19 protein-coding genes are annotated in these 18,841 nt (G+C 56.4%); 7 read left to right on the forward strand and 12 right to left on the reverse strand.

From position 1 onward, the window contains the following. The first annotated feature begins 10 nt into the window (after positions 1-10). From BW956_RS19045 to BW956_RS19055, 3 genes are all read left to right on the forward strand, one after another. A complete protein-coding gene (locus tag BW956_RS19045; RefSeq protein ID WP_076465384.1) occupies positions 11-367 on the forward strand; it encodes a DUF4870 family protein in 357 nt (118 codons plus the stop codon). Positions 368-652: 285 nt separating this feature from the next. Next, on the forward strand, positions 653-2,827 hold the full coding sequence (locus BW956_RS19050) for a malate synthase G (protein WP_076465387.1): 2,175 nt from the start codon (positions 653-655) through the stop codon (positions 2,825-2,827). A 153-nt stretch (positions 2,828-2,980) separates the two neighbouring features. Continuing rightward, the gene (locus BW956_RS19055) at positions 2,981-3,910 is read left to right on the forward strand and encodes a 2-hydroxyacid dehydrogenase (protein ID WP_076465390.1); all 930 of its coding nucleotides are present in this window, start codon (positions 2,981-2,983) and stop codon (positions 3,908-3,910) included. Between the two features lie 27 nt (positions 3,911-3,937). Here BW956_RS19055 and BW956_RS19060 read toward each other — a convergent pair whose 3' ends face one another. The 7 genes from BW956_RS19060 to BW956_RS19090 all read right to left on the reverse strand — a co-directional run bounded on the left by BW956_RS19060 (position 3,938) and on the right by BW956_RS19090 (position 9,819). After that, the gene (locus BW956_RS19060) at positions 3,938-4,396 is read right to left on the reverse strand and encodes a c-type cytochrome (protein ID WP_076465392.1); all 459 of its coding nucleotides are present in this window, start codon (positions 4,394-4,396) and stop codon (positions 3,938-3,940) included. A gap of 3 nt (positions 4,397-4,399) precedes the next feature. Beyond that, the gene (grxB, locus tag BW956_RS19065; protein ID WP_076465395.1) at positions 4,400-5,056 is read right to left on the reverse strand and encodes a glutaredoxin 2; all 657 of its coding nucleotides are present in this window, start codon (positions 5,054-5,056) and stop codon (positions 4,400-4,402) included. 142 nt (positions 5,057-5,198) lie between these two features. After that, positions 5,199-5,963, reverse strand: a complete 765-nt coding sequence (locus tag BW956_RS19070; protein WP_076465398.1) for an amino acid ABC transporter ATP-binding protein — start codon at positions 5,961-5,963, stop codon at positions 5,199-5,201. Between the two features lie 2 nt (positions 5,964-5,965). Next, positions 5,966-7,066: an amino acid ABC transporter permease gene (locus tag BW956_RS19075; RefSeq protein ID WP_076465401.1), complete on the reverse strand. Its 1,101-nt coding sequence runs from the start codon at positions 7,064-7,066 to the stop codon at positions 5,966-5,968. Positions 7,067-7,075: 9 nt separating this feature from the next. Continuing rightward, positions 7,076-8,293: an amino acid ABC transporter permease gene (locus BW956_RS19080; RefSeq protein WP_139327234.1), complete on the reverse strand. Its 1,218-nt coding sequence runs from the start codon at positions 8,291-8,293 to the stop codon at positions 7,076-7,078. Positions 8,294-8,359: 66 nt separating this feature from the next. Next, entirely contained in the window at positions 8,360-9,382 is a 1,023-nt protein-coding gene (locus BW956_RS19085) for an amino acid ABC transporter substrate-binding protein (RefSeq protein WP_076465404.1), read from the reverse strand. Between the two features lie 254 nt (positions 9,383-9,636). Further along, positions 9,637-9,819, reverse strand: a complete 183-nt coding sequence (locus BW956_RS19090) for a hypothetical protein (RefSeq protein ID WP_076465406.1) — start codon at positions 9,817-9,819, stop codon at positions 9,637-9,639. On the opposite strand from BW956_RS19090, the gene BW956_RS19095 reads away from it, so the two are divergent. Beyond that, entirely contained in the window at positions 9,809-10,462 is a 654-nt protein-coding gene (locus BW956_RS19095; RefSeq protein ID WP_076465408.1) for an LON peptidase substrate-binding domain-containing protein, read from the forward strand. The two genes, BW956_RS19090 and BW956_RS19095, sit on opposite strands and share 11 nt — an antisense overlap. A gap of 47 nt (positions 10,463-10,509) precedes the next feature. Here the strand turns inward: BW956_RS19095 and BW956_RS19100 are convergent, their stop codons facing one another. Continuing rightward, a complete protein-coding gene (locus BW956_RS19100) occupies positions 10,510-11,895 on the reverse strand; it encodes an SLC13 family permease (RefSeq protein WP_076465411.1) in 1,386 nt (461 codons plus the stop codon). A 95-nt stretch (positions 11,896-11,990) separates the two neighbouring features. Here BW956_RS19100 and BW956_RS19105 point away from each other — a divergent pair, with 95 nt between their 5' ends. After that, on the forward strand, positions 11,991-12,815 hold the full coding sequence (locus BW956_RS19105; RefSeq protein ID WP_076465414.1) for an AraC family transcriptional regulator: 825 nt from the start codon (positions 11,991-11,993) through the stop codon (positions 12,813-12,815). 46 nt (positions 12,816-12,861) lie between these two features. On the opposite strand, the gene BW956_RS19110 is transcribed toward BW956_RS19105, so the two are convergent. The 4 genes from BW956_RS19110 to BW956_RS19125 all read right to left on the reverse strand — a co-directional run bounded on the left by BW956_RS19110 (position 12,862) and on the right by BW956_RS19125 (position 16,417). Continuing rightward, a complete protein-coding gene (locus BW956_RS19110) occupies positions 12,862-13,110 on the reverse strand; it encodes a cysteine-rich CWC family protein (RefSeq protein WP_338066358.1) in 249 nt (82 codons plus the stop codon). A gap of 124 nt (positions 13,111-13,234) precedes the next feature. Further along, positions 13,235-14,176, reverse strand: a complete 942-nt coding sequence (locus BW956_RS19115) for a SphA family protein (protein WP_076465420.1) — start codon at positions 14,174-14,176, stop codon at positions 13,235-13,237. Positions 14,177-14,379: 203 nt separating this feature from the next. Beyond that, a complete protein-coding gene (locus BW956_RS19120) occupies positions 14,380-15,414 on the reverse strand; it encodes a methionine synthase (RefSeq protein WP_076465423.1) in 1,035 nt (344 codons plus the stop codon). Positions 15,415-15,439: 25 nt separating this feature from the next. Then, on the reverse strand, positions 15,440-16,417 hold the full coding sequence (locus BW956_RS19125) for a DUF1852 domain-containing protein (protein WP_076465426.1): 978 nt from the start codon (positions 16,415-16,417) through the stop codon (positions 15,440-15,442). Positions 16,418-16,740: 323 nt separating this feature from the next. On the opposite strand from BW956_RS19125, the gene BW956_RS19130 reads away from it, so the two are divergent. Together BW956_RS19130 and BW956_RS19135 are read left to right on the forward strand one after the other, a co-directional pair. Further along, entirely contained in the window at positions 16,741-17,541 is an 801-nt protein-coding gene (locus tag BW956_RS19130) for a sulfite exporter TauE/SafE family protein (protein ID WP_076465429.1), read from the forward strand. 107 nt (positions 17,542-17,648) lie between these two features. Next, positions 17,649-18,692 carry an alpha/beta hydrolase gene (locus BW956_RS19135; RefSeq protein ID WP_076465431.1) on the forward strand — a complete coding sequence of 348 codons (1,044 nt, stop codon included), beginning with the start codon at positions 17,649-17,651 and terminating at the stop codon, positions 18,690-18,692. The last annotated feature ends 149 nt before the right edge of the window (positions 18,693-18,841 follow it).

The raw sequence follows: 18,841 nt of genomic DNA on the forward strand, positions 1-18,841 counted from the left end.
GGAGTACCTCATGAGCGAGACACCCGCCGTTCAGCAGCCCGAAAGCGGCGCCAACAATGCCAAGATTGTCTACATCCTCTATCTGGTCGCATTGGTATCCGGTATTACCGGCATCATCGGTGTTGTCATGGCTTACATATACAAAAACGACGCCGCGGACTGGGTACAGGACCATTATCGCTGGCAGATCCGTACCTTCTGGATCGGACTGGGGGTGAGTTTAATCGGCTCCATCCTGGCCTTTATCGGTATAGGTTTCATTATTCTGTTCCTGTTGGCTATCTGGATGATCATCCGCTGTGTCAAAGGCTTGCAGGCGCTGGATAAGGGACAACCCTTGGCTGACTCGGGCAGCTGGTTGTTTTAAAATTACTCCAGCCCCCGCTTTCTGTTTACTGCATGTGCAAAGGGCTGCCCAAGGCAGCCTTAGCTTGTAAAAAAACAACCTAAAATTCGCGAAAAACTGTCAACAACACGCCATTTGACGCGAAAACAACACTAACGCACCATTTCTTCATACTTTAGCCGCATAGGCGGGACAGGCGCATAAAAATGCGCTATTTTCGCAATGCACAACTCCTTGATGGATAGAATTCCTGTTCTGTTCCTGGTTGTTTGGAGCAGAAAGAGCATAAAAAATTGAGGCAAGAAGATGAGCCAACGGGTACAGGTCGGTGGCCTGCAGGTCGCCAAAGAGCTTTACGATTTCATTAACAACGAAGCACTGCCGGGCACCGGCGTCGATGTGGAGCAGTTCTGGAACCGCTTCGACAGCATCGTGCACGACCTCGCACCGCGTAACCGTGAACTGCTGGCCAAACGTGATGACATTCAGGCGCAGATCGATGCCTGGCACCGCGATAATCGCGACAGCTTCAACTTCGACAACTACAAGTCGTTCCTGCAGGAGATCGGTTACCTGCTGCCGGAAGGCGAAGATTTCACCGCCACTACCGAAAACGTAGACCCTGAAATGGCCACCATGGCCGGTCCGCAGCTGGTAGTACCGGTGATGAACGCCCGTTACGCGCTGAACGCCGCCAACGCCCGCTGGGGCAGCCTGTACGACGCGCTTTACGGCACCGACGCCATCTCCGAAGAGAACGGCGCCGAAAAAGGCAAGGGCTATAACCCGGCCCGTGGCGCCAAGGTCATCGCCTTTGGCCGCGACTTCCTCGACGAAAGTGCTCCCCTGGCTGGCGCATCCCACAAGGACTCTGCCGGTTACAGCATCCAGAACGGTCAGCTGTGCGTCGCCCTGCGTGACGGTGGCGAAACCGGCCTGGCCGACGCCGCCCAGCTCGCGGGCTACACCGGTAGTGCCAGCAACCCCACCGCCATTCTGCTGAAGCACAACGGTCTGCATTTCGAGATCCAGATCGACCGTGACAGCCAGATCGGCAAGTCCGATGCCGCCGGCGTCAAAGACATCCTGATGGAAGCGGCGCTGACCACCATCATGGACTGCGAAGACTCCGTTGCCGCCGTGGATGCCGAAGACAAGGTACTGGCCTACAGCAACTGGCTGGGCCTGATGAAAGGCACCCTGACCGAAGAGATCGCCAAGGGCGACCAGACCTTCACCCGCAGCATGAACCCGGACCGCGAATACACCGCACCGAACGGCGACAGCCTGACCCTGAAGGGCCGCAGCCTGATGTTCGTGCGTAACGTGGGTCACCTGATGACCAACCCGGCCATCATCGACAGCGAAGGTAACGAAATCCCGGAAGGCATCATGGATGGTGTCGTCACCACCCTGATCTCGCTGCATGATCTTCAGGGCAACGGCAAATTCCGTAACGCCACCACCGGCTCCATCTACATTGTGAAGCCGAAGATGCACGGCCCGGAAGAAGTCGCCTTCGCCGACCAGCTGTTCGCACGTGTCGAAGATGCACTGGGCCTGCCGCGCCACACCATGAAAATGGGCATCATGGATGAAGAGCGTCGCACCACCGTTAACCTGAAGGAATGTATCCGTGCCGCCAAGGAGCGCGTGGTTTTCATCAACACCGGCTTCCTCGACCGTACCGGTGACGAGATCCACTCCTCCATGGAAGCGGGCCCGATGATCCGCAAGGGCGAGATGAAAGGCGCCGCCTGGATCAAGGCCTACGAAGACTGGAACGTGGATATCGGCCTGGCCTGTGGCCTGAGCGGCCGTGCCCAGATCGGTAAGGGCATGTGGGCCATGCCGGACCTGATGGCCAATATGCTGGAACAGAAGATCGGTCACCCGCTGTCCGGCGCCAACACTGCCTGGGTTCCGTCACCGACCGCTGCTGCCCTGCACGCGCTGCACTACCACAAGGTGGATGTATTCGCCCGTCAGCAGGAGCTGAAGAGCCGTGGTCGCGCCAGCCTGGACGACATCCTGACCGTTCCGGTTGCACAGAACCCGAACTGGAGCGCTGAAGAGATCCAGCAGGAACTCGATAACAACGCCCAGGGTATCCTTGGCTACGTGGTACGCTGGGTCGACCAGGGCGTAGGCTGCTCCAAGGTACCGGACATCAACGATGTAGGCCTGATGGAAGACCGCGCGACCCTGCGTATCTCCAGCCAGCACATCGCCAACTGGCTGCACCACGGCATCTGCTCTGAAGAGCAGGTGATGGAAACTCTGCAGCGCATGGCTGCGGTCGTGGACCGTCAGAACGCTGACGACCCGACCTACCAGCCGATGGCACCCAACTTCGATGACAGCATCGCCTTCCAGGCGGCCTGCGAACTGGTCATCAAGGGCTGCGAGCAGCCGAGCGGCTACACCGAGCCGGTCCTGCACCGTCGCCGTCTGGAGCTGAAGGCTAAACAGGCCGGTTAAGACTCCACCCCCCTGTCCCTGACAGGACATACGGTGGCAGGCTCACAAGGCCTGCTGCCGGCTTCCCTTCTCCCCGCTGTTCACCCTCACGCCCGCTCTGCTAGAGTGGCTGGCAGACATTTTTCCATTATTCGGGTCTTGCTGGAGTGATACATGAACCTTCTTCTCTCGGCACAGGGACAGGATGCTCAGGCCTGGCTGCAATGCCTGCAGGCCAGACTGCCCGATGCCAATATCCGTTTGTGGCAAGCCGACCTGCCGCAACAGTTTCAGGCAGACTATGCCCTGGTGTGGAAACCACCGGCCGAGCTGTTTGATCAACAGACGCAGCTCAAGGGGATTATCAACCTGGGCGCGGGCGTTGATGCCCTGCTACCGCTGCCCAACCTGCCTGAGAATGTACCCCTGCTTAAACTGCGTGATGCCGGTATGGCCCGGTGGATGAACGACTACATCCGTTACGGGGTACTTCACTTCACGCGGGATTTTGACCGCTACCGTCAGCAGCAGCCCAGGGCGCAGTGGCAGCCCTATGACATCGATCCCGCCAGCGCCTGGCCCATTGCGATTCTGGGTGCCGGCGCTCTGGGTCAGCAGGCCGCTTCTGAGCTGGCCACGCAAGGCTTCCCCGTGCGTTGCTGGAGTCGCACCCGCAAACAGATCGACGGCGTCGAAAGTTACAGTGGTGAGGCTGGACTGGAGGCTTGCCTGAGTGGTGCCCGCATTCTGATCAACCTGTTGCCGCATACACCTGCGACACGCCGGCTGATCAACAGCGAGACGCTGTCCCGGCTGGACAAGAGTGCGGCGTTGATCAGCTGTGGCCGTGGCGAAATCCTGGATGCCGATGCGGTGCTGGCCGCGCTGGATGAGGGGCAGCTAAGGGGTGCCCTGCTGGACGTGTTTGAGACCGAGCCCCTGCCGGCAAACTCACCCTTATGGCAGCACCCGGGCGCTATCATCACCCCGCATATAGCAGCGCCGACTCCGGTGGAGGAAGCGGCCACACAGATCCAGAGCTATATCGAGCAACTGGAAGCAGGCCGGGTCCCGCAGACCGTGGACCCGACGCTGGGATATTAAAAAGTGGACTAAACCGGAATACCGGGATCAGTCCCGGTATTTGTCGTGACAGGCCTTGCAGCTTTGCGCCAGGCGCCCGACCAGCGGGCGCAGGTCATCGTCGGCTTCACCGCTGGCAGCAGCCTGCTGCAACGCTTGGGTCCGCGTTTGCATCTCGCTCATCAGCTCGCCGAAGCGATCCTGTTGTTGCCAGATACGATAGGAGGCACGCGTTTCCACCGCCTCGCCACGGGCGCTCTGCTCATCGGCAAAGCCTTCCGAGACCATCCCGCTGAGCAATACCAGACGCTCTGAACGGCGGCGAAACTCATCGGCTGAAAACTCGGCACGGCCCTGCACCATGGCGGCCATGCGTGTCAGGTTCCATTCCATCGCCTTGTACACACCCTGACGGTACTGGATGGCATCATCGCTGCCGGACTGGGCAAAGACAGCGGGTACGGCCAGCACGCTGCTCATCAGAAGGGTTAACGCTGTTTTTTTCATCACTTAAATCGCCCGATCAAAATAGAGTTCAACACCACCCAGCTCAGACACTTCCTGCATCCATTGCTTGAGGTGTGGCGGGAAAGTGAGCCCCTTCACCGACGACATGTACTGCAGTGGCGGGAAGTTCATCACATCGTTCCAGCTCAGCGTATTACCCTGCTCCGACGGCAACGTCAGCTCCGGCAACTGTGCCAGCACCCGCTCAACTTCTGCCTGGTGCTCGGCGGTATTCTCAAGCGCCTGCTCAAAGGTGCAGCCCAGCATCCGCTCCTTGTTGGCACGATAGTAGGCACGGGCAGATTCAGTGGCGAAGGTCTCCATCCCCATTTCAATCACCCTGGGGAAGGACAGTGCCTGGCAGTGCTTCATCACCGGCTGCAACAGGGGCTGAATCGCTTCACCCAACTGCAGCGAACGAATCTTGCGCTCAGGATTACCCAGGTCAGCCAGAAGCTTGGCAATATCCATGCTTTCACCGATGGCCACACCCTGATGCTCGAAGATGGGAACCATTTTCTTGCCGATCAAACGGTTACAGGTTTCTTCATCATCATTGAGCAGAACAATCTGCTCCAGATCGCTGACCTGCTTGTAGTTGGCCACTAGCAATGTCCGAATACAGAAGGGACAGTGGTCGTAAATATAGAGTCGGGACACCGCGCATCTCCCCGCAAGGCAAAAGCGTTATCCTGACAGCATCACCGCCTGAAGCCAATGGCCGATGCCAGAGTGCCAATACGAAAAAGCGGCTACCACAGCCAGGCCGTGACAACCGCTTTACCCCCTTCAAACACCTCAATCAGTGATTGAGAATCTGGCTCAGGAACAGCTTGGTACGTTCGTTCTGCGGATTATTGAAGAACTCGTTGGGCTCGTTTTCTTCCACAATCTGCCCCGCATCCATGAAGATCACGCGGTCTGCCACTTTCTTGGCAAAACCCATCTCGTGCGTCACACAGAGCATGGTCATCCCCTCTTCGGCCAGCTCCACCATTACGTCCAGTACCTCCTTGATCATCTCCGGGTCCAGCGCTGAGGTGGGCTCGTCGAACAGCATGATATTGGGGTTCATGCACAGCGAACGGGCGATGGCCACACGCTGCTGCTGACCACCGGACAGCTGGCCCGGGTACTTGTCAGCCTGATCCGGAATCTTGACGCGCTCCAGGTACTTCATGGCCGTGGCTTCAGCTTCCGCCTTGGGCTTTTTCTGCACCCAGATGGGACCCAGCGTCAGGTTTTCCAGAATGGTCAGATGCGGGAAAAGATTGAAGTGCTGGAACACCATGCCCACATCCTTGCGGATGGTTTCGATGTTTTTCACGTCATCGATCATCTCCACACCGTCCACCACCAGCGAACCTTCCTGGAACTCTTCCAGCCGGTTGATACAGCGGATAGTGGTCGACTTGCCCGAGCCCGAAGGCCCGCAGATCACGATACGTTCGCCCTTTTTCACGCGCAGATTGATGTCGCGCAGAACATGAAAGTTACCGTACCACTTGTTCAGGTTTTCAATAACAATAACGTCTTCAGCATCCGCTGTGGGTTTTGCTGCGCTCATAATCAATCTCTCTTATCGGTATTCATCTGACGCTCGATACGACGCGCCAGCAGGGACATGCTGAAACAGCTGCTCCAGAACACAAGGAATACAAACAGGTAACCCTCAAGCGCGTGCCCGCCCAGCCAGTAGGAGTTGGACAGCGCGGTTTGCAGGGTCTGCACCACTTCGGGGATGCCGATGATCAACAGGAAGGTGGTGTTTTTGAACAGCATGACAAAGGTGGCCAGAATGTTCGGCAGCGACACCTTGATCACTTGCGGCAGGATAATCAGCATGATTTTCTGCCAGTAGCTCAGGCCAATGGAGTCAGCCGCTTCATACTGCCCTGACGGCACCGCCGCAAAGCCGCCGCGGAACACCTCGGCCATATAGCCGGACATGAAGAAGATCAGCACAATCCAGACACGAATCAGCTTATCCACATTGGTGCCTTCCGCGAAGAACAGCGGCAGCATCACCGAGCCCATGAAGAACAGGGACAACACCGGCACACCACGGAAGAACTCGATGAAGATCACCGACACCGAGCGGATAAAGGGCATATTGGAGCGACGCCCCAGTGCCCACAGGAAGCTGAACGGAAAGGCCACAATGATACTGGCCGCCGCCATGAACACATTCAGGGTAAAGCCGCCCCACAGATCGGTGCTCACCACCGGCAGGCCCAGCAGACGCCCATCCAGCAGGGCAATCCCGACCAGCGGCAACACCAGCCAGGCGATGACCGATGCTTTCAGGCGGATATGCTTGGGCAGTGTAAAGGATGCCAGAATCACCAGCGCCAGCAGCACCAGCATCAGGTTGATCCGCCAGATCTCCTCGACCGGATAGGTACCGTAGAAGAACTGATAGGACCAGGCGTTCACAAATACCCAGCAGGCCCCTTCACGCACACAGGCATCTTCAGAAGTGCCCTGCCAGTTGGCCGAGAAGAAGGCCCAGTCCAGAACCGGCGGAATGTAATAGACCAGCAACGCCATGACAGCCAGAGTCACCAGGCTGTTCAGCAGCGATGAAAACAGGTTTTCTTTCATCCAGGCCAGCGGGCCAACCGTTTTATCCGGCGCCGGACGAGCAGGAACAGGTTCAAACTCTTTCATCGCAGTATCCTATCGACTCACCAGCGCTACCGCGTTGTTGAACCGGTTCATCAGGAAGGAGATGACCATGTTCACCACGAAGTACACAACAATTGTCATAAAGATGGTTTCGATCGCCTGACCGGTCTGGTTCAGCGCCGTACCCACGAAGACGTTGAACAGGTCCGGATAGCCGATGGCGGCTGCCAGAGTGGAGTTCTTCACCAGGCTCTGATATTCCGAGTTCAGCAGGGGCACGATCACGCGCATCGCCTGAGGCACGATAATCAGCGACATGATCTTCTTCTCTTTCAGGCCCAGGCTGCGTGCGGCTTCTGTCTGGCCATGGGGAATCGACTGCACCCCGGCACGCACCGCTTCCGCGATGAAGGAACCGGTATAGACCGACAGCGCAATGGCCAATGCCATCAACTCGGGAATGACCGTGATACCACCGAAATAGTTGAAGCCCTTGAGTGCAGGGTACTCAACCGTGAACGGCATGCCAGTCACAATCAGCGCCAGCAGCGGCAGACCAATCACCATGGCGATGGACGCGTACAGCACCGGGAAGGGCTGACCGGTCAATTCCTGACGCTTCTTCGCCCAGCGACGCAGTACGAAAATACCCGCGATAGCCACGCCCAACGCAACTTCAGCGACCCAGAACAGGTCGCTGCCCACCATTTTGGGCAGGTACAGACCACGCACGTTGAGGAAGATCGCCTCGCCCAGACTCAGACTCTGGCGTGCCCCCGGCAGTGTCGAGAGCACCGCGAAGTACCAGAAGAACACCTGCAGCAGCAGCGGAATGTTACGGAAGGTTTCCACATAGACCGTGGCCGCCTTGCGTACCAGCCAGTTATGGGAAAAGTATGCGACCCCGAACACAAACCCCAGCAGGGTGGCAAAGAAAATACCGATGCCGGACACCAGCAGGGTATTCAGAAAGCCGACAATAAAGATGCGGCCATAGGTATCTGTCGCTTCAAAGGGAATCAGCGACATCAGCACATCGTAGCCGGCCGAGGCGGTCAGAAAGCTGAAACCGGTTTTGATACCGGTGGCTTCCATATTGGCCAGAACATTGCTGATGACGGAATAGAAAAAGTAACCAAGGCCCAAGACCAGCAGGATCTGATAAAACAGGGCGCGGATATTGGGGTTATTGTAGAAAGCCGCTGAGCCGTTCCCGCCGGATTTGCGCGCAGCCGACTTGGTTTGTTCAATGGTTTTTTGTTTAAACATTGAAGTGACCTGAAGTGGGAGCAAAAGCAACAGGGGAGCTTGAGCTCCCCTGTATCAGTCCAACGATTAGCGCATTGCCTGTGAGTACATGATGCCGCCGTTTTTCCAGCTGGCATTAAGACCACGCTCCAGTTTCAACGGAGAGTCCATACCCACATTGCGGTCGAAGGATTCGGCGTAGTTACCGACCTGCTTCACAATGTTATACGCCCAGTTCGACTCCAGACCCAGGTTGGCACCCAGTTCACCTTCACCACCCAGCAGACGCTTGTTGGCCGGATTACCGTTGGCCAGCTTGTCATCCACATTGGCAGAAGTAACACCCTGCTCTTCCGCTTCGATCATGGCGTTCAGTGACCATTTCACGATGTTGAACCACTGGTCGTCGCCCTGACGGACCACGGGGCCCAGAGGCTCTTTGGAGATCACTTCCGGCAGGATCACGGCATTAGCCGGGTTCGACAGGCCTACGCGCAGCGCTGCCAGCTGAGAACCATCGGAAGTCAGGAAGTCACAGCGGCCGGACTCAAAGCCCTGACGGGTCTGGTCAGACGTGTCGAAGGTAACCGCTTTGTAAGACATGCCGTGCTGACGGAAGAAGTCCGCAATGGCCAGCTCGGTAGAGGTACCCGCCTGGATGCAGGCGTTGGCGCCATCCAGTTCCAGCGCACTGCTCACGCCCAGATCTTTCATGACCATGAAGCTGGCACCGTCGTAGAAGTTAGTACCGGCGAAGTTGATACCCAGAGACGTATCACGGGTGTGGGTCCAGGTGGTGTTACGCGACAGCATGTCGACCTCACCAGACACCAGCGCAGTGAAACGCTCTTTGGCCGTCAGCGGCTTGTACTGCACCGCATCCGCATCGCCCAGCACCGCTGCGGCAACCGAACGGCAGACATCCACGTCCAGGCCGCTCCATTTGCCGTTTTCGTCTTTTTCAGAGAAGCCCGCCAGGCCGGTGCTGACCCCGCAGGTGAGTGTTCCGCGTGATTTTACGTCATCCAGAGTCGCTGCTTGAACGCTGGCTGCGCCCGCTGTCAGGGTTGCTGCCAGGGTAGTAATCGCCAAGATATCCTTTTTACGCATGGAGCTAGTCCTCTCATTGAGACACTCAGTTTATTCTTATTGGAATTAGCAAAGGCCGTGCCACAACTCCTTAATATTCCGGCCTTAACCTATAGCAGCGTTTGTCGGCATTAACCAACTCAATTGAAAGCACATTCGACGAATGGGCTAAGTCATTTAAGACAGCCTGACAACGCTTTTCGCCCTCCACTGGTGCAGCTTTGCACACCTTTTGCACCATTTCAGCGCAAGATAACGACAATATTTTGCAACTCTTATGAATAGGCCCCGGCACAATTTTTTTTGCCCGGCAGGAATAGATTGCATCGCGCCAGCCGGAAAAACGCTATGCTGATGCCAGCACGGGTGAAAAACAGCACCTGGCCGATTGGTCCTTGCAACTCTGTATCGGGCAACTCAGCGCCCACCACCGAAAGGAGCAGAACCATGAGTGACATCTGTATTTTCCCCATCCCTGGCTGCGTCACCTTTCCTGGCACCCTGTTTCCACTGCATGTGTTCGAGCCGCGTTATCGCGAGATGATTCACCACTGCCTTGAGACCGATGCACTGGTTGCCATCTGCCAACCGCGCAAGGAAGTCAGCCCCGGCAAGCGCCCGGCCAATCTGGAACAGGCGCTGACATCCAACCAGGCCACTTACCGCCCCTATGATGTATTCAGTGCCGGCCGCTGCGAACTGCTGGAAACGCTTGAAGACGGACGCATGCTGCTCAATGTGCATGTGGAGCAACGCTACCGCCGTGACCATGAAGTGCAGCTGCTGCCTTACCAGATCCATGCCTGTACGCCCTTCCCGGACCGCATCGATACACCGGAGGAGCAGGCGGAAAACAGGATATTGCGCGACAAGATAGCCCACCGACTGGAAGCACTGGCACATGCCGACCCGGGTGCCCGAGAGGTGATTGAGCGAGTGGCCCATTCCACTGACTGGCTGGAGAAATCCGACAGCGAGTTCAGCTTTGCGCTGTTTGGCGTGATCCGCTTTGAGGCGGAAATTTTGCAGGAACTGCTGGAGATGGACTCAGCCCATGCCAGGCTGAGTCACACTTTGGAGCTATTAAACGAGGTGGGTTGAGGAAGCTGTGTATACGCTCAGTCGCCATGGACTTGTTCACAGCTTCCTTATATCCACCCCAGCCACTTCCACCAGAGGTAATCCAGCGGTAACAGAATCAGTACCGTAAGCACTGCCAGAATAAGGCAGAGCCGTGCCGCATGGATTACCGGCACACCCGCCAGTGGCATGGCCATCATCAGCGGCACCGACTGGTAGGTAAACACGACGGTGGAGAAACCGAACACCTGGGTCATCAACACGGCTTCCAGGCTGAAGCCCGTCATCTCACTGATCTGGCTTGCCAACGGCGTCAGCGTTGCCGGCACCCCGGCCAGTGTTGCCACCACACCCGTGAACATGGCAAGCAACGACAGGGAGAAGAAATTCAGTGCATCCTGTCCCGGCGCCAGCGGCAGCCAGTTCAACACCCGCATCCCCACAACCTGACTGATCTCGCTGTAGTTGATCAAACTGGCAATCCCCAACAGCCCTGCCACCACCAGAATCGAGCTGAGGTTGATCTTCTCGTTGAAACTCTTGGTCGACACCATCCCCACGCCCGGCAACAACAGCAGGGTCGCCGCTGCCAGCCCGATCCAGGCGGCAGAGATATGGTGGATGGAGTCCGTCAGCCAGAATCCCAGCGTGGCCAGCATGATCACCAGCAACCGGCTTTCCCGGCCACTGAAGCCACCATTGCTCTGCACCGGTGCCATGCGCTGGGGCGTATCCGGGTAGAGCTTGAGAATCAACACAACCAGCAGAACCGCTTTTAATGCGCCCAGCACCGGAAAATGCAGCAACAGGTACTCGGTGAACATGGGCGTCCAGCCGTGGATGCTCTCCGAAGAACCGATCATGATCATATTGGGAATATTGGCCGGCAGAATGGCAAAGGTGGGCAGATGACAGCCGAAAGCCGCGGCCAACACCACACCCTGCTGCCCCTTGCTGCCTTTGGCGAAGCCAAGGTTTTCAGCAATCACCAGCGCGATGGGGATAAACAGCATCACGCGGCCTACGGATGAGGGCATGACAAAGCCCAGCATCACGCCCATCAGCACGATGCCGGTAATCAGACGCGCATAACTGCTGTCCAGGTAGCGGGTAAAACGGCTGGAGATACGCTGTGCCAAACCGGTTTCGGTAATGGCAATACCAATAATCATGCCCGACACAATCAACCAGCAGGCGGTAGAGGTCAGGCCGGAGAAGACCACCTCGGCCGGTGCCAGCGACAGCAACATCGCCAGCACCAGAATCACCAGCGCACTGATAAACTCCGGCAACGCACTGGTGGCAAAGAGCACCATGCCGGCCATCACCAGCAACGCCGTCGGCAACTGCTTACCCGTAAACAGCTGTGCCGCCGGTGTAAAAACAAGCAGCGCCGACAGCAGCGGAATCAATATCAGCGCGACCCACTGTGAGCGTTTCAAATCCCTGACCATATCCAACCCCTCGACAGATGCATCTCGCTATTCTGCCTCAGTGGCGCTAGGGTTGAAGTCGATAGAATGCCATTCCATATCGAGAAACGGACATCATGACCGCCAGCTTCACAGCACCGCGCCAGCACTGCCGTTCCAAACGGGGCTTTATCCTCGACCCTGCACTGCCCATTCTGGGCATGCAAAACCGCATCCAGACGGATTTCGAGTTTGATTTTCATAGCCACCCGCGGGGGCAACTGGCTTATGCATCCACGGGGGTGATCAAGGTACAGACGGATGACGGCAGCTGGGTGATTCCGCCCTCACAGGCGGTCTGGATACCGGGCGGCATTCATCATTCGGTGAGCCCGGCGGTGACATCGGAGATCCGCCACCTGTTTATCGACCCGACCTACCTGAACCGGTTTCCCGGCCAATGCAGCGTGGTGGAAGTCTCGCCGCTATTGCGGGAGCTGATCATGCGGGTGGCGGACTTCGGCGATACCTATGCCCCCGACAGCCCTGCCAGCCGCGTGTGTGCCGTTATTCTTGATGAGCTGGAAGCCCTGAAACCCTCGCGTTTGCACCTGCCCCTGTCTGAAGACCGCCGCCTGCAGCCGATCATGCAGAGCATGCTCTCACCATCGGATGCCGATACCGATCTGGCCTATTGGGCCAACCGCGTGGGTGCCAGCGAGCGGACCCTGCGCCGCCTGTTTGTGCGTGAAACCGGCATGACGTACCAACAATGGCGACAACAGGCCCGGCTGCAACAGGCGGTTGAACGGCTTGGCCAGGGCGAATCCGTGCTGAACGTATCACTCGGACTGGGTTATCGCAGCCCCAGCGCCTTTGTCGCCATGTTCAGGAAAGCGTTGGGAGTTTCACCGGGGCGCTATTTCAATGCCATACATGAGGGGCAAGCCAGCGAGCGCTAGCCGAAATGGCCCCTGCGCGGTAATCCGGTGTTTCAAAGCAACGGTTTTACTCGCCCACTTTTTCGGAACCATGCTCCCTGTGATACGCCAGCACACAGTCCCTGCATACGCAGGCCTGACGGCGTTTTTCGGGAGGAATCTGCGCCAATAAGGCTTCCGGAAACGTCAGGGCAGGGTCATTACACCAGCAGGTGCGGGCTACATCTTCAGCTCCAAGGTTTATACAAAGATTGCTGTTACCGCACAAAGGGCAAACCAGAGGGTCAACAAGGCTTTCTCTCATGAGCTGTCTCATCCCGAAGTGTTGTTCAGCCGTTTGGTCAGGCTACAGCGATGCCGGGCATGGTCTGTGATTTTCAGCAGGCGTTCAAGTCAGATGCCCGAGGCCACACAGGGTGTGCCCCCGGGTTCATCAATGCCTAAAACTGATACACAAATTTGCCCCAGATATAGTCGCCCTCCAACCGTTTGCTCACGGAAGACTCCGGCAACCACCTGAGTTCAAACACCATATTTTCCTCGGCCCCCGGTAACAGATAGGTCAGTACCGGACCGACACCGGTGGTGCGCCCCTTGAAGTCACCCAACCGGGCACCGCTGCCGCTGTCTCCGGTGATCTGGTCATAGTAAAAGCCGTTCAACCCAAGCCCGAGCAACCCCGAGCCCATGGGGATCAACTTCTGGACACTGCCTTCCACGTGCCAGACCGTGCCGCTTTTGTAGTTGGTATCCTTGTTTTCGGTATTGATCGCGAAGCCGGTATGCACAGCCCAGTTCCAGAGATTCTGCCCGGAGTAGGCAACGCCGACGGTGGGGTCGAAGGTCCAGTAGTTCTTACCGGGGTTGGCCAGCCGGCCTTCCTCATATTCGCCGGTCGGCGCATAGACAGGCAGTATCGCATTGAACTGCCATTCATCCTGCTTCCAGGCCATCATCAACGGCAGCAGGGTGATATCCCCGAAACCGGATTCCTGATCATGACGCCGAACCATACCGCCCCCCGCCTGCACACTGGCGGTGATATCCACATCCACATAGGGCAACAATGCACCCGCGCTATACCAGGCCCCCAACACTTTCTGCTCGAAGGTATAAAAGCCTCCCAGCAGCAAGGCCTCACTTTTGGCGTCCAGATTGGCGGCCAGTAACCCGCCGGCCAGCGTTTGCTCCACATCCCCCTCATAATTGAGGTAGGCCGTTTCAAACACCATCCCCGGTTGCGTGGGTGGCAAGTCGATTAATGTCGCCAGAGCCCCCGGTACATAATGCCCGGCACCGCCCTCTTCAGCCTGAGCGTCAGGCAGGTAATGCGCTGACACCAGTGCTGTGCCAACCACCCCAACAAGCAACTTCACATCCATGGTTGTCCTCCATAGGGTTACGGGCATGATGACCAGGTGCCTGGCCCTGAATATCCCGCTTTCTGATTTCACTGCCAAAATCAGAATAGCCCCCTGAACGCCAACCCGCCTCCTGATGCGCAATAAAAGCCGACTGAATAATGGGTATCGTGATGAGGGGCGCTTGACCGGCCGCCCCTCCAAACGGATGCCTGTGAAGAGGCTCAGTCTGCAGCCAACAGCTCCTGTCGCACGATCTCAGCGCCGGCATTCAGCGCTTCCAACTTGGCCGTTGCGACGGAACGGGGCAAAGGCGCCATGCCACAGTTGGTGCAGGGGTATAGCTTGTCAGCGTCGACAAACTGAAGGGCGTTGCGCAGCGTGTCGGCCACCTCTTCCGGCGTTTCGATGCTATGGGTTGCGACATCAATTGCCCCGACCATCACCTTTTTGCCGCGAATCAGCTCAAGCAGATCCACCGGCACACGCGAGTTGTGGCACTCCAGCGAAATAATGTCGATTTTGGAGGCCTGCAGTTTGGGGAAGATCTCCTCGTACTGCCGCCACTCGGATCCCAGCGTTTTCTTCCAGTCGGTATTGGCCTTGATACCGTAGCCGTAGCAGATATGGACCGCCGTTTCGCATTTCAGCCCTTCAACTGCCCGCTCCAGCGCCGCGATGCCCCAGTCGTTCACTTCATCAAAGAACACGTTAAAGGCAGGCTCATCAAACTGGATAATATCCACGCCCGCCGCTTCCAGTTCCCTGGCTTCCTGGTTGAGAATTTTGGCGAATTCCCAGGCCAGCTGTTCCCGGCTGTTGTAATGGTCATCGTACAGCGTATCGACCATGGTCATGGGGCCTGGCAACGCCCACTTGATGGGCTGGCGGGTTTGCTGGCGCAAAAACCGGGCATCCTCAACAAAGACCGGCTTTTGACGCGCCACCGCATCAACCACAACCGGTACACTGGCGTCATAGCGGTCGCGAATTTTGACGGTTTTGCGATTTTCAAAATCGACACCGCTCAGGTGCTCAATGAACGTGGTCACAAAATGCTGACGCGTTTGCTCACCATCGCTGATAATATCGACACCCGCGTGCAGCTGTTCCTGCAGCGCCACCCGCAACGCATCCTGCTTGCCTTCAATTAAGGCATCACCTTCCAGCTTCCAGGGTGACCAAAGTGTTTCAGGCTCGGCAAGCCATAAGGGTTTAGGCAAGCTGCCAACCGTTGAAGTCGGTAATAGTTTTTTCATCATATACTGCCGTGTAGCGGGTGAATTAAAGCGCGTAATTCGCAGCCCATTTTTCCAGAAGTGCCCGGTAGGGCTGAATGAAATGCTCTTCGGCAAACTTCCCCTGTTTTACTGCCAGCTGACTACGCTCTTCCCGGTCGTATTCAATACCGGTCAAGGAATAATCCGAGTGCTGCAGGCTGGGTTTAAAAAATTCACCGGCGACAGCATTGGCATTATAAATTTCCGGACGATAGATTTTCTGGAAAGTTTCCATCGTACTAATGGTGCTTATCAGTTCCAGATTGGTGTAATCGCTCAGCAAGTCACCAAAGAAGTAAAAAGCCAGAGGTGCCGTGCTGTTGTGCGGCATAAAATAGCGCACCTGCAATCCCATCTTCCTGAAATAATGTTCAGTTAAAGAGGTCTCATTGGGCTCATACTCAAACCCCAATACCGGGTGATGGTTGCCGGTACGATGGTAGGTTTTGTTCTCCGAAACACTCAGGCATATCACCGGCCGTTTACTGAAGTTATCGCGGTAAGCCTCTGAGTCTACGAAGTACTTGAACATCTTCCCGTGCAGCCCACCAAAGTCATCAGGGGTGCTGAAGCGCTCTTCGCCGCGGTTGTGATCCTGCAGCAACACGCTGAAATCATAGTCACGCACGTAGGAAGACAGGTTGTTCCCGACAATGCCCTCAATACGTTGGTTACGCTTGTGATCGATAATATTTGTTTTCAGGATTTCAACTGTGGGGAAGGTACTTCCATTACCTTCAACATCGATATCAACCGAAACAATTTCAAGCTCTACAGAGTAGCGATCCCCATTCGGGTTATCCCAGTGCGCCAACGCATTAAAGCGGTTATCAATCATGCTCAGAGTGTCACGCAGGTTTTCACGGCGTCTGCTGCCTCGAGCCAGATTGGCAAAATTGGTGGTAAGACGTGTTTTATCCGACGGCTGATAATGCTCATCGAAACGAATGCTCTTAATAGTAAATGTGAAGTCTTGTTTCATGATCGTCTTGTATACTTTTTCTGAGATTAAACGTTAATGGATTCCTTGCTCTTTCTGGGCTTACCATTGGTCTATTATTATTTTCTCAGCTGACAATACCGACAGCCGTCACCATCCAGGTGATTAAAACGGCTGTGAATCAACCTGCTATTGCGTGATTTAAGAGCAGGTATGAATTTATACGTGAACATAAAAATGAATAATATTGATTTAATTTTATTGATGTATGAGCCAAATTAATGAGTCATAAAAAACACACAGAAGGTTTTATTTACGAAGACGAGGCTCTAAGATGCTTCGCTTTCCAGCAGGATGGATAAATCATGTTAATAACTCTGCTTCTCTATTTGGTGCTGGGCGCTTTTGCGGGCGTCGTGGCGGGTCTTTTCGGTATCGGTGGCGGGTTGCTGATCGTCCCGGTACTCATCTTTTCATTCGAACTCCAGGGCGTATCGCCCGAGGTGTTAACCCACATGGCCGTGGCCACCTCACTGGCCACCATTGTGGTGACATCAACCAGCTCGGTACGGGCACATCATAAGCATGGCGCGGTGCGCTGGGAGCTGTTCAAGCCGCTGGCTGCCGGCATCCTGCTCGGTGCCGTTCTGGGTGTGAATACCGCCGTGCAGTTACCCGGCGCAGTCCTTCAGATTGCCCTGGGCGTCTTTGCCCTGGTAGTGGCCGTGCAGATGGCGCTCAACCTAAAACCGGGTGCAGGTGATCAGGTCGCATCAAAAGTGGAGCTGGGTTTTGCCGGTGGCGTTATTGGCTGGGCCTCATCCATTTTTGGCATCGGCGGCGGCACCCTCAGCGTGCCCTACTTGAGCTGGCGCCGTGTAGTCATGCAGCAGGCAGTCGCCACCTCGGCTGCCTGTGGCCTGCCCATCGCGGTTATGGGAGCGCTGACCAATATCTGGGTAGGCTGGGAAGCCGACGACCTGCCGAACTGGAGCCTGGGATATGTTTACCTGCCGGCGTTCGCCGGTATTGTGCTGGCCAGCTCACTCACCGCGCCCATTGGTGCCAAACTGGCTCACCGGCTGTCGCAGCCGATGCTGAAGAAAGTCTTCGCCCTGTTTCTGGTGGTAGTGGGTGGACGTTTTATCCTCTCAAATCTGGGGTAGGAGAATGGATGGCAGTGGGCAGCTGTGGTTATCAGGTGCTCACAGATGTATAAGTGACTCTTGGGACCGGTTTTCAACACACGCAAACCAATCACGGGGCACGCTGCATGAACAATCCCATTCTGGACATTGATGGCATCGATCCACGTATCAAGGCGGTCTTCGGCGCACTGCCCCCGCCTTCCCTCCGTGATTTCGCCAGCCGCGAAGAGCTGGTCGCTGCTGCGAACAGCGACAAGGCAAAAGCCACCCAAGCGCTGTTCAACCAGTTTCTGGAAGCGAACGATACACCCCTGATAGCCCCCGACACTGGGCTGGTGATTGAAGATTACTCATTCATTTCCAGTCCTGACGGCAACCGGTGCAACCTGCGCTTTATCCGCCCCGCCAACAACGCCAAGCTCCCCTGCGTTTACTACATCCATGGCGGCGGCATGCAGTACCTGTCCTGCTATGACGGTAACTACCGGGCCTGGGGCAAAATCATCGCCCAACAAGGCGTTGCCGTTGCCATGGTGGACTTTCGCAATGCCGTCGTGCCCTCATCCGTGCCGGACATTGCCCCTTTTCCGGCGGGATTGAACGACTGTGTCAGCGGCCTCGAATGGCTATGGCACGAGCATGAATCACTGAATATCGACCCCGACCAGACCGTCGTTGCCGGCGACAGCGGTGGTGGCAACCTGGCCATCGCCAGCATTCTTAAACTCAGGGAGATCGGGCTGCATCGTAAGGTTAAGGGGCTGTTTGCACTCTGCCCCTACATCGCCGGCAAGTGGCCTCAGCCGGAGTACCCTTCGTCATCCGAGTTGAATGGCGTGATGCTGGACCTGCACAACAACCAGGGCCGCATCGGGTACGGCGTTGAAGCGTTCGACGCGAAAGACCCGCTCGCCTGGCCGTCATTCGCCAGCGAAGAAGACGTGACAGACTTCCCGCCAACCGTTATCAGCGTGAATGAATTCGACCCGCTTCGGGATGAGGGCAAGGAATTCTACCAACTGCTGCTTAGAGCGGGTGTGGAAGCCAGTTGCCGTGAGGTGAAAGGTACCATTCATGGGACTGAAGTTTTCCCGATGGTGTGCCCTGAGGTCAGCAGAGAAACGGCTGGTGCCATTGCGGAGTTTTGTAAGAGTCGGGTGGGTCCATGAATGAGATTGAGGTGACCACTAAAACAGGGGAACTACATTATCCGCGTGCAGCAACTTGTATGGATAATTCTCTGTGTTTTTCGGGTAAATTGGGACCCACCCTCAACGGCCATTGAGGGCCTTCATGCAGCAGCTCGATTGAGCGACGG

The sequence above is a fragment of the Marinobacterium stanieri genome, from assembly GCF_900155945.1.
In the GTDB taxonomy this organism is placed as follows: domain Bacteria; phylum Pseudomonadota; class Gammaproteobacteria; order Pseudomonadales; family Balneatricaceae; genus Marinobacterium; species Marinobacterium stanieri.

Bases quoted from the DNA above. Each gene is read 5' to 3' on its own strand.
- BW956_RS19045 (WP_076465384.1), top strand. From the start codon at position 11: ATGAGCGAGACACCCGCCGTTCAGCAGCCCGAAAGCGGCGCCAACAAT.
- BW956_RS19050 (WP_076465387.1), top strand. From the start codon at position 653: ATGAGCCAACGGGTACAGGTCGGTGGCCTGCAGGTCGCCAAAGAGCTT.
- BW956_RS19055 (WP_076465390.1), top strand. From the start codon at position 2,981: ATGAACCTTCTTCTCTCGGCACAGGGACAGGATGCTCAGGCCTGGCTG.
- BW956_RS19060 (WP_076465392.1), bottom strand. From the start codon at position 4,396: ATGAAAAAAACAGCGTTAACCCTTCTGATGAGCAGCGTGCTGGCCGTA.
- BW956_RS19070 (WP_076465398.1), bottom strand. From the start codon at position 5,963: ATGAGCGCAGCAAAACCCACAGCGGATGCTGAAGACGTTATTGTTATT.
- BW956_RS19075 (WP_076465401.1), bottom strand. From the start codon at position 7,066: ATGAAAGAGTTTGAACCTGTTCCTGCTCGTCCGGCGCCGGATAAAACG.
- BW956_RS19080 (WP_139327234.1), bottom strand. From the start codon at position 8,293: ATGTTTAAACAAAAAACCATTGAACAAACCAAGTCGGCTGCGCGCAAA.
- BW956_RS19085 (WP_076465404.1), bottom strand. From the start codon at position 9,382: ATGCGTAAAAAGGATATCTTGGCGATTACTACCCTGGCAGCAACCCTG.
- BW956_RS19095 (WP_076465408.1), top strand. From the start codon at position 9,809: ATGAGTGACATCTGTATTTTCCCCATCCCTGGCTGCGTCACCTTTCCT.
- BW956_RS19090 (WP_076465406.1), bottom strand. From the start codon at position 9,819: ATGTCACTCATGGTTCTGCTCCTTTCGGTGGTGGGCGCTGAGTTGCCC.
- BW956_RS19100 (WP_076465411.1), bottom strand. From the start codon at position 11,895: ATGGTCAGGGATTTGAAACGCTCACAGTGGGTCGCGCTGATATTGATT.
- BW956_RS19105 (WP_076465414.1), top strand. From the start codon at position 11,991: ATGACCGCCAGCTTCACAGCACCGCGCCAGCACTGCCGTTCCAAACGG.
- BW956_RS19110 (WP_338066358.1), bottom strand. From the start codon at position 13,110: ATGAGACAGCTCATGAGAGAAAGCCTTGTTGACCCTCTGGTTTGCCCT.
- BW956_RS19115 (WP_076465420.1), bottom strand. From the start codon at position 14,176: ATGGATGTGAAGTTGCTTGTTGGGGTGGTTGGCACAGCACTGGTGTCA.
- BW956_RS19120 (WP_076465423.1), bottom strand. From the start codon at position 15,414: ATGAAAAAACTATTACCGACTTCAACGGTTGGCAGCTTGCCTAAACCC.
- BW956_RS19125 (WP_076465426.1), bottom strand. From the start codon at position 16,417: ATGAAACAAGACTTCACATTTACTATTAAGAGCATTCGTTTCGATGAG.
- BW956_RS19130 (WP_076465429.1), top strand. From the start codon at position 16,741: ATGTTAATAACTCTGCTTCTCTATTTGGTGCTGGGCGCTTTTGCGGGC.
- BW956_RS19135 (WP_076465431.1), top strand. From the start codon at position 17,649: ATGAACAATCCCATTCTGGACATTGATGGCATCGATCCACGTATCAAG.